Raw genomic sequence first — 9,205 nt, 5'->3', positions numbered from 1 at the left:
GTGTCGGTCAGGTCGATCCCGGCGAGGTGCTGACACGCGTGCGCCACGTCGAACGGGTCGCCGAAGCCCGGTGCGGTCTCGGCCCGGTGGCCGGCGCCGTCCAGCAGGGTCAGCACGAGCTCGGCGAGGCGCACCCGGCGGGCCGGTCCGGTGTGCTCCAGGGCCGTGGCGAGCAGCAACGCCTCCAGCCGGGCCACCTTCGCCAGGACGTGGCCGTCGTCCAGGACGCCGTCCAGCGACCGCAGGTGCAACCACCCGCCCGTGTCGCCGACCAGCGGCAGGCGTTCCAGCCACACCCTGGCGAACGCTCCCAGCGCGTCGGCCGTCGAGCGCGGGGAGTCCTTCACCGGGGGTGCGTCCCCGCGCTCGACCAGGTCGAGCAGGACCGCCAGGTACAGGGCGCGCTTGCTCGGGAAGTTCGAGTACACGGCGCCACGGGTCAGCTCCGCCCGTTCGGCGATGCGGTCGACCTTCGCCGCCGCGTAGCCGCGGTCGGTGAACTCGTCCCGCGCCGCCGCCAGCACGGCGGCTCGCGTCCGCGCCTGCTGCTGCACCCGCGTCAGCCGGACCATCGACCCTCCCCGTTCAGATGATGTCATCATCCAGATTACGCCATCTTTCGACAGCGGGTGAGCAGGGCCACCATCAGCACCCCCGGATTTTGGCGACAGAGTGTCGTAATCTTTTGCGACAGCTTGTCGTCAAAAGTGGAGGACCCCATGACCACGCCCGAAGACCGCGCCGAGCTCGTCGAGCTGATCAGCCGGTACGCCGACATCGCGGACCTGAAGGAGTTCACGACCCTGCCCGGGCGGGTCTTCACCGACCCGCTCACGCTCGACTTCTCGTCGGTGACGGGCCTGCCGGAGATGACGGTCCCGCTGGCCGACTACGTGCAGGTGCTCAGCGCGAGCTTCGCGCCGTTCAAGGCCACCCACCACGCCATCACCGGCCACGTCGTCGAGGTCGACGGCGACACCGCGACCGTCCACGCCCACGTCCGCGCGGAACACTGGCTGCCGGGCGCCGACCGCTGGCTGGTCGTCGGCTTCTACGACAACGAGGCGGTCCGCACGCCGCACGGCTGGCGCCTGAGCCGTGTCAAGCTGACCGCCGTCCACCAGGAGAACCAGCCCGACCTCGCCACCGCCGCGAACTGAGGAGACCAGCACCATGCCGCGGATCCGCGCCGCCACCATCGAGGAGCACCACGAGAAGGTGTGGGCCGACCTCACCGAGGCGGTGCGGCGGCTGCTGCTCGACCGCGACTACGACTCGATCACCCTGGGCCACATCGCGACCGCGGCCGGTCTCGCGCGCAACACCCTCTACAACTACGCCGCCGACAAGCGGACGCTGGTGCTGGAGCTCGCGCGGCGGGCGAGCCGTCCGCTGGCCGGGCAGGTCGCGGAGATCGCCGCACGACCGGCCCCGGCGGCGGACCGGTTGCGCGAGATCATCGAGGTGATCCTGTCCGAGTCAACCAACCACGCCATGCGGCTGATGTTCCTCCCGAACTCCAGCCCGCTGGTCGCGGACCTGCCGGACGGCGACGACAACCCGTTCACGGCTCTCGTCGCCGAGGTGGAGAAGGTGGTGCGGGACGGCATCGGCACCGGGGAGTTCCAGGGTGCCGACGACGTCCAGCTCACCGTGGAGCTGCTGTCCGGCGCGATGCGCGCGGCGTGCGACCGCATCAGCCGCGACCCGGCCGCACTCCCCGCGACCGTTCGGGCCGCCCAGCGGATCACCCTCGCGGCGCTCACTTCGCCAGCACGGTGAGCATCCTGGCCACCTCGTCGCGGACCGCGTCGCGGCCGGGCGCCAGGTAGCGGCGCGGGTCGGTCAGCTGCTCGCGTTCCCCGAGCACCGCGCGGACCGCCTCGGTCAGCACCTGGTTGAGCCGCGTGCCGATATTGACCTTGACGATGCCGGCGCCGACCGCGCCCCGCAGCCCGTCGTCGGTCACGCCCGAGGAACCGTGCAGCACCAACGGAACCGGCACCGCACGGGCGAGGTCCGCGATCAGCTTCTCGTCGAGGACCGCGCTGCGGTCCGTCATGGCGTGGGACGACCCGACGGCCACCGCGAGCGAGTCGACCCCGGTCGCCGCGACGAACTCCGCCGCCTCGCCGGGATCCGTGCGCACGCCGGGCGCGTGGGCGCCGTCCTTGCCGCCGACCTCGCCCAGCTCGGCCTCGACCAGACATCCGGTGGCGTGGCAGCGTTGCACGACCTCGCGGGTCCGCGCCACGTTGTCCTCGTAGCTCAGCTTCGAGGCGTCGAACATGACCGAGCGGATGCCGAGACCGAGACCCTCGTCGACGAGCTGCTCGTCCTCGACGTGGTCGAGGTGCACGAGCACGGGCACGGTCGCGTCGGCGGCGAGCTGCAGGCACGCGCGGGCGAACGGCGCGAGCGATCCGTGGTAGCGCACGGCGTTCTGCGAGATCTGCAGGATCACCGGCAGTCCGCTCAGCTCCGCGCCGGCGACGATGGCCTCCGCGTGTTCGATCATGATGGCGTTGAACGCGCCCACCGCGCGTCGTTCCGCCCGCATCTCGCCGAGCAGCGTCGTCCACTCCGCGGTCATCGCGTCTCCTCCACAGTCGTCAGGGGGATCCAGCGGGCCCTGGCCCCGCGGTCGATCTCGCCGGCGACCGGCCGCAGCACCGCGGCGGCCGAGGTCGCCACGACGTCGGCCAGCGCGGCGGGCCAGTCGAGCCGCTGCCCGGACCGGGCGAGGTGCAGTGCCAGCGCGGCGGCGGCCGCGTCCCCGGCGCCGGTCGGGTTGCCCGCGACCACCTCGGCCGGGCGGGCCCGCCAGGAGCCTCGCGCGGTCAGCGCGACCGCGCCCTCGGGTCCGGCGGTGGCCACCACGGCGGCCGCTCCCCCGGCCACCAGGTCCCCTGCCCTGCCGTCCTCGACGAGCTCGGCCAGCTCGTCGGAGTTCGGCATCAGCACCGCCCCGCTGGACGCGGCGGCGCGCAGTGCCGCACCGGACACGTCCGCGATCACCGGCACGCCGAACCCGGCGCACAGCCGCGCGAGCCGTGCGGGCACCTCCGGGTCCAGGCCGGCGGGCACGCTGCCGGAGATCACGACGGCGCCCGCACCGGCTTCGAGCTCGTCGCGCAACGCGGCGGTGATCTCCGCCTCGGCACCCTCGGAGGCCGGGAAACCGTGCTCCTGCAACATGGTCGTGGTGCCGTCGTCGGCCACGACCGCGATGGTCCTGCGCACCGCGGCGAGGGCCGGCACGAGCCGGTGCGCGAGGCCCAGCTCCTCCAAGCCGGCGCGGAACTCGTCCGGTTCCGCGGTCGTGGTGAGCGCGAGCACGAGGCTGTCCTCGCCCAGCGCGGTGACCACGGCCGCGACGTTCACGCCCTTGCCGCCCGCCCGCGACCGCACCTGCGGGACGCGGACCGTCTCCCCCACCCGCAACGCCTGCACGCGGTAGGTGACGTCGACGGCGGGGTTGAGCGTGACCGTGAGGACCCGGTGCGTCACGTCGCCGCCTCGGTCGGGACCGCCTCGCTGCTCTTCTCGGCGCGGTAGACCATCAGCGTGGACCCGGCCAGTGCCAGCACGATGCCCACGACCTGGAAGACGCCGGGCGTGGCGCCGAACACCAGCAGCGACAGCACGATCGTCAGCACGGGCGCCAGCGCGTTGGTGACCGGCGCGACGATCGAGGCCTTGCCGCGGCTCATGGCCATGACGAGGAACAGCGCGCCGACGGCGTTGAGGATCTGCGTGCCGGCGGTCAGAGCCGGTGCCTGCCACGGGAAGTCGAGCGGCAGTCCGCCCATCATCAGCACCGCCACCGGGATCAGCACCAGGCCGCTGATGGTCATCTAGCCGAACGTCGTCGGGTCGTCGACCCCGGCGATCGCCGCCTTGCGCATGTAGAACGCCTGCACGCCCCACGCCACGCACACCCCGACCGCGAGCAGCAGGTAGAGCCAGCCGCTGTCGGTCGAGTCACCGGTGGACACCGAGAACAGCACGACGGCGACGAGCGCGAGCACCACACCGGTCCACGACAGGGCGCCGAGCCGTTCGCGCAGCAGGCCGAACGCCATCAGCACGGTGATCGCCGGGGACAGCGCGACGATCGGGAAGATCACGTACGCGGGCCCGATGGTGAGCGCCTTGAACAGCAGCAGCTGCCCGCCGGCACCGGTGAGGCCGATCAGCAGCCCGTACCCGGCGGCGGTCCGGCTCCGGTCGAACTTCTTGCCGCGCAACGACACCCACGCGGGGATGAGCATCGTCAGCGACCACACGACGTAGACCATCGGGTCGGGGTAGGAGTAGAGCTTGGTGGGCAGCGCGGAGAAGGCGCCCCAGACACCCCAGAACAGCACCAGCAGGCCCGCGTACGGGATCCAGCTGTTCGCGCGGAGGGCGGTGGGGGACGTACCGGGTCCGGTCATGGTCGACTCCTGGAGAAGGAGAGCGCGGCAGGTGAGATGTGCTCTGCCCGCAACGGGTGTCCGTGCAGGCGTGCCGCGTGGAGTGCGGCGCCGATGTGCGGTTCCAGCAGTGGTGCGCGCAGGTCGAAGTCGTGGGTGAGCGACTCGCGGAACGACGTCAGCACGTGCGCCGAGCTGAACATGCCGCCGGAGTAGGACACCGCGACCCGCTCCGCGGCGGGGAACTCGAGGGCCTGGCGGCCGACGTTCACGAGCAGGGCGAGCTCCTGGCCCGCCTGGTGCAACACGCCCGCGGCGGCGGTGTCGCCCGCGTCGGCCGCCGCGACCACGACCTTGCTCAGGTTCGCGATCTTGCCGCGGTCACCGTGCCACTGGTTCACCACGACGTCGATGGCGTCGAAGTCCGCCTCCAGGCCGAGGGCGGTGCGCATCTCGCCGACGAGCGGCCCGGCGGGCAGGCGTCCGTCGACCATGCGGCTGAAGGCGTTGAGGCCGTTGACCGCGACCCAGTAGCCGGAGCCCTCGTCGCCGAACAGCTCGCTCCAGCCGCCACCGCGCCACGTGCGGCCGCGGTTCTCGCCGTAAGCGATCGATCCGGTGCCCGCGACGACGTTGATGCCGTCGACCGCGCCGAGCGACCCGGCCCAGCCGCAGATCATGTCGTTGCCGCAGCGGTAGTGGTCGCCGCCGAGGATCTTCGCGGGCAACGCGTCGAGCACCGCGACGTCACGGCTGATCTCGCCGTAGGCCGGCAGCCCGAAGAACGCGTGGGTGATGCCGGCGACGTCGATCCCGGCGGCGGCGCAGACCTCGGCGATCCCCTGCCGCAGCAGGGGTTCCACGATCTCCAGCCCGTCGTTGAGGTAGTACACGCTGGCGGTGCGGGCCTCCGCGACCACGTGGCCGTCGAGGTCGACCAGGCAGAACGCGGTCTTCGTACCCCCGCCGTCGACACCGAGGAACATGTCGGCTCACTCCCTGCTGTCGGTGAACTCGTGGATGACCACGCCCTGCACCACGCGGTTGACCTCGCCGCCGGGGAACGGGTTGTCCGGCGTCAGGTCCAGCGCGAGCGAGCACGCGAGCGCCGTCGCCTGGGCCGCGATCACCGCGACCAGCGCCCACTCGGACGGCGAGCCGAACGAGCCGCGCACCGGCCAGACCTGGGCACCGCCGCACTCGGCGGAGTCCGCCTCTCCCACCACGACCACGCGGTCGGCGCCGATCGCCTGCACGAGCTCCCGCGCGATGTCGGCGTCGTAGGAGCGCGCGTACGGGTCGGTGGACAGGAAGACGAACGCTATGGTGCGGTCGTCGAGCACCGACTTCGGGCCGTGCCGGAATCCCAGCGACGAGTCGGCGATGCCGACGACCTGGCCGCGGGTCAGTTCGAGGCTCTTGAGCGCTGCCTCCTTGGCGAGACCCCGCAACGCGCCGGAACCCAGGTACACCAGGCGTTCCGGCTTGGCACCGGCGATCGCCGACGCCCGTTCCGCGGCCTCGGCGAGCACCGCGGTTCCGGCCAGCGCCAACGCGTCCACGTCGACGCCGACCCCGAAGGCCAGCAACGCGGCCAGGGCCATGCCGGTGAACGACGACGTCATCGCGAAGCCGCGGTCGTTGGTCTCCTCCGGCAGCGCGACCACGACGGCGTCGTCCGCGTCCGCCCACCTGCGGCCCAGCTCGCCCTGCGGGTGGCAGGTGATCACCAGGTGCCGCAGGCCGGGCGTGAGCCGGTGCAGCAGTTCCGCGGCCGCGAGGGACTCCGGGCTGTTGCCGCTCCTCGCGAACGACACCAGCAGCACCGGCCGGTCGTCCGCGACGGCGGCGCGCGGGTCGGAGACGACGTCCGTGGTGGCGATGGTCTCCACGGGCCTGCCGAGGTGCCGCGCCAGTGCGGGGGCGACGACCTCGCCGATGAACGCCGACGTGCCGGCGCCCGTCAGCACGACGCGGGTCCTGACGTCGGCCAGTGCCGCGCCGACCAGGCCCTCGACCCGCGGGCGGGCCTGCTCCACCGCGGCGGCCACCCGCGGCCAGACGGCGGGCTGCTGCCCGATCTCCTCCGCGGTCCAGCTGCTGCCGAGCCCACGTTCACCCATGGTGTCGCCTTCCGATTACCGGGACACATCCCAGACCCATTCGGACGCATTCTCCGAATGCCGTTGATCGCCCTGAGTCCCCGGCTCCTCCGCCGGTTCGACGAGTGGTGCATTCGTACGTCCGGCGCTGCGCGAGTGGCAAGGTTCGCCGCTCAAGTGAGCATTCGAAATGAGCGTTTCGCGGTGTCTCCCCAGCTCAGGCGTTACGCCGGTCGGTGCAGCGCGTGAACAATCGCTCACCGCGAAGAGTTGTCGTAGGCTCCGCTCCATGGCCGACCCGACGGATTCACCGGCACCGAAAATCCGCACCCGGAAAAGGCGCACCACGCGAGCGGAACGCATGTCCGAAATACTGCGAGTGCTCAGGGAAACCGGTTCGCTGCAGGTCGGCGACCTCTGCGCGCACCTGGGCGTCTCGTCCGCGACACTGCGCCGCGACCTGGCGCAGCTGGAGGAGCAACGGCTGCTGACGAGGACGCACGGAGGGGCGAAACCGCAGGGCGCGGGGAACGAGGTGCCGGTGCGCTATCGCGGCGGCCGCTCCCGCGACGCGAAGCGGGCCATCGTGCGCCAGGCGGTCCGCATGCTGCCGTCGGGGTCGCACGTCATCGCGCTCACCGGCGGGTCCACCACGAGCGAGCTGGCGAAGCAGCTGCCCAGCCGCGGCGACCTGACCGTCGTGACCAACGCGCTGAACATCGCGATGGAGATGGCGTTGCACCCGCGGCACAAGCTCGTCGTGGTCGGCGGCGTCGCCAGACCGCAGTCCTACGAGCTCGTCGGCCCGTGGGCGGAGCACGTGCTGGCGTCGATCAGCATCGGCACGGCGTTCATCGGTGTCGACGGCATCGACGCCGCCGCGGGCATCACCACGCACGACGAGAACGAGGCGCGCACCAACCGCGCGATGCTCGGCCGCGCCAAGCGGGTGATCGTGATGGCGGACGGCAGCAAGCTCGGCAAGGCCACGCTCGCCCGCATCGCCGACATCCACGACGTGCACGAAGTCGTCACGGACCTGTCCGCGGACCCCGCCGCCGTGGCGGCGATCCGGGCCGCGGGCGTGCGCGTCACGGTCGTGGAGGTACCGGCCACAAAGGACGGTTGAGCCGCGGGAGTCGTTCGTCGAACGCCCAACCACATTCGTTCGTCGAAAAATTGACGACCGTCACAGAAATGAATAACTTCGCGGTCCGGGAGAGCTTCGGAAACCCTGACCCGGAGGTCGGTTGTGATCACTCTCGGAAGAATCCTGATGGCCGTCGCCCTGGCACTGGCCACCGTCGGCGTCACCCCGGCGTCGGCCGCGTCACTGGTCGAGGTGACGAGCTTCGGCGACAACCCCGGCCGGATGCGCATGCACGTCTACGTGCCCGACACCCGCCCCGCCAAGCCCGCGGTCGTGGTGGCCATGCACGGCTGCGGCGGCTCCGGTCCCGGCTTCTACTCCGGCAGCGAGTTCGCCTCGCTTGCCGACCGGTACGGCTTCGTCGTGATCTACCCGAGCGCGCAGCAGGAAGCCGGGTTCGGCAAGTGCTTCGACACGTGGTCGGACGCGGCCAAGCGGCGCGGCGGCGGCAGCGACCCGGTGTCGATCGTCTCGATGGTGACCTACGTCCAGCAGCGCTACGGCGGCGACCCGGATCGTGTGTTCGCCACGGGGTCGTCCTCCGGCGGCATGATGACCAACGAGATGCTCGCCCTGTACCCGGACGTCTTCAAGGCGGGCGCGGCGTTCATGGGCGTGCCGTTCGGCTGCTTCGCCAACGCGGCCGACTACCCGCCCGGCAGCAGCAGGTGCACCGGTGGCGGAGGCGCGAACCGCACCCCGCAGGAGTGGGGCAACCTCGTCCGGCAGGCCTACCCCGGCTACACCGGCCCGCGCCCGCGGATGCAGCTGTGGCACGGCACCGCGGACACGCTCGTGCCGTACTCGTTGCTGCAGGAGGAAGTCGAGCAGTGGACGAATGTGTTCGGCCTGAGCCAGACGCCGACGTCGACCGACACCCCGCGGGCCGGCTGGAACCGCAGCCGCTACTCCGACAAGGTCGAGTCGTACAGCATCCAGGGCGCCGGGCACAGCCTGCCGTCGGCGGGCATGGCCGCCGTAGCGCTGGAGTTCTTCGGCATCACCGGCGGCAGTGACCCCGACCCCGACCCGGACCCGCCGACTCCCGGCACGTGCAGCGTCAAGGCCACCGTCAACGCCTGGAACAACGGGCTGACCGCGAGCCTCTCGATCACCAACACCGGCACCGCGGCGGTCACCGGCTGGTCGCTCGCCTTCACCCTGGCCGGCGGGCAGACCATCACCTCCGGCTGGAACGCGACCTACTCGCCGTCGACCGGGCAGGTCACCGCCCGCAACGCCGGTCACAACGCCACGATCCCGCCCGGCAGGTCCGTCGACATCGGCTTCCAGGCCACCCACACCGGCAACGCGGCCGCTCCGACGTCGTTCACGCTCAACGGAGCGACCTGCGCCATCGCGTGAACGATTGAGGCCGCATTTCACACCGAAGAGGTCACTGGTTCGATCCCAGTATCGCCCACCAAAACGGCTTTACTTGCACCCTTGTCCGCAAGGACAACGGCAAGTAGTTCCGCATCGGTAGCACCACCGAAGGCGGCTTCCTCAACGAGGGAGCTGCCTTCGTCGTTCCT

General features: G+C 71.5%; 11 protein-coding genes. 4 read left to right on the top strand and 7 right to left on the bottom strand.

What is annotated here, in order from left to right:
- Positions 1–572 (bottom strand): helix-turn-helix domain-containing protein (locus VF330_RS21095; protein WP_330853355.1); only part of this gene is annotated, 572 nt, incomplete at its 3' end.
- A gap of 147 nt (positions 573–719) precedes the next feature.
- On the opposite strand from VF330_RS21095, the gene VF330_RS21090 reads away from it, so the two are divergent.
- Both VF330_RS21090 and VF330_RS21085 read left to right on the top strand, forming a co-directional pair.
- Positions 720–1,160 (top strand): nuclear transport factor 2 family protein, encoded by a 441-nt coding sequence (locus VF330_RS21090; protein ID WP_330853354.1) that lies wholly within the window; start codon positions 720–722, stop codon positions 1,158–1,160.
- A 13-nt stretch (positions 1,161–1,173) separates the two neighbouring features.
- Positions 1,174–1,782: a TetR/AcrR family transcriptional regulator gene (locus VF330_RS21085; protein WP_330853353.1), complete on the top strand. Its 609-nt coding sequence runs from the start codon at positions 1,174–1,176 to the stop codon at positions 1,780–1,782.
- Here the strand turns inward: VF330_RS21085 and VF330_RS21080 are convergent.
- The 6 genes from VF330_RS21080 to VF330_RS21055 are packed head-to-tail and all read right to left on the bottom strand — an operon-like array spanning position 1,763 to position 6,541.
- Positions 1,763–2,593, bottom strand: a complete 831-nt coding sequence (locus VF330_RS21080; protein WP_330853352.1) for a class II fructose-bisphosphate aldolase — start codon at positions 2,591–2,593, stop codon at positions 1,763–1,765. The genes VF330_RS21085 and VF330_RS21080 overlap by 20 nt on opposite strands.
- Entirely contained in the window at positions 2,590–3,510 is a 921-nt protein-coding gene (locus tag VF330_RS21075; protein WP_330853351.1) for a 1-phosphofructokinase family hexose kinase, read from the bottom strand. The genes VF330_RS21080 and VF330_RS21075 overlap by 4 nt, the downstream gene beginning before the upstream one ends.
- On the bottom strand, positions 3,507–3,857 hold the full coding sequence (locus tag VF330_RS21070) for an EamA family transporter (protein WP_330853350.1): 351 nt from the start codon (positions 3,855–3,857) through the stop codon (positions 3,507–3,509). The genes VF330_RS21075 and VF330_RS21070 overlap by 4 nt, the downstream gene beginning before the upstream one ends.
- Complete coding sequence (locus VF330_RS21065; RefSeq protein WP_330853349.1) at positions 3,858–4,439, bottom strand: DMT family transporter; 582 nt, start codon at positions 4,437–4,439, stop codon at positions 3,858–3,860.
- A complete protein-coding gene (locus VF330_RS21060) occupies positions 4,436–5,404 on the bottom strand; it encodes an N-acetylglucosamine kinase (protein WP_330853348.1) in 969 nt (322 codons plus the stop codon). The genes VF330_RS21065 and VF330_RS21060 overlap by 4 nt, the downstream gene beginning before the upstream one ends.
- Before the next feature lie 6 nt (positions 5,405–5,410).
- Positions 5,411–6,541 (bottom strand): SIS domain-containing protein, encoded by a 1,131-nt coding sequence (locus VF330_RS21055; protein WP_330853347.1) that lies wholly within the window; start codon positions 6,539–6,541, stop codon positions 5,411–5,413.
- 340 nt (positions 6,542–6,881) lie between these two features.
- Here VF330_RS21055 and VF330_RS21050 point away from each other — a divergent pair, with 340 nt between their 5' ends.
- Together VF330_RS21050 and VF330_RS21045 are read left to right on the top strand one after the other, a co-directional pair.
- Positions 6,882–7,649 carry a DeoR/GlpR family DNA-binding transcription regulator gene (locus VF330_RS21050; protein WP_330853346.1) on the top strand — a complete coding sequence of 256 codons (768 nt, stop codon included), beginning with the start codon at positions 6,882–6,884 and terminating at the stop codon, positions 7,647–7,649.
- Positions 7,650–7,772: 123 nt separating this feature from the next.
- A complete protein-coding gene (locus VF330_RS21045; protein ID WP_330853345.1) occupies positions 7,773–9,035 on the top strand; it encodes a PHB depolymerase family esterase in 1,263 nt (420 codons plus the stop codon).
- Positions 9,036–9,205: the final 170 nt, after the last annotated feature.

The sequence above is a fragment of the Lentzea sp. genome, assembly GCF_036380075.1.
Classification (GTDB): Bacteria; Actinomycetota; Actinomycetes; order Mycobacteriales; family Pseudonocardiaceae; genus Lentzea.
This window is presented reverse-complemented; position numbering and strand designations above follow the sequence as displayed.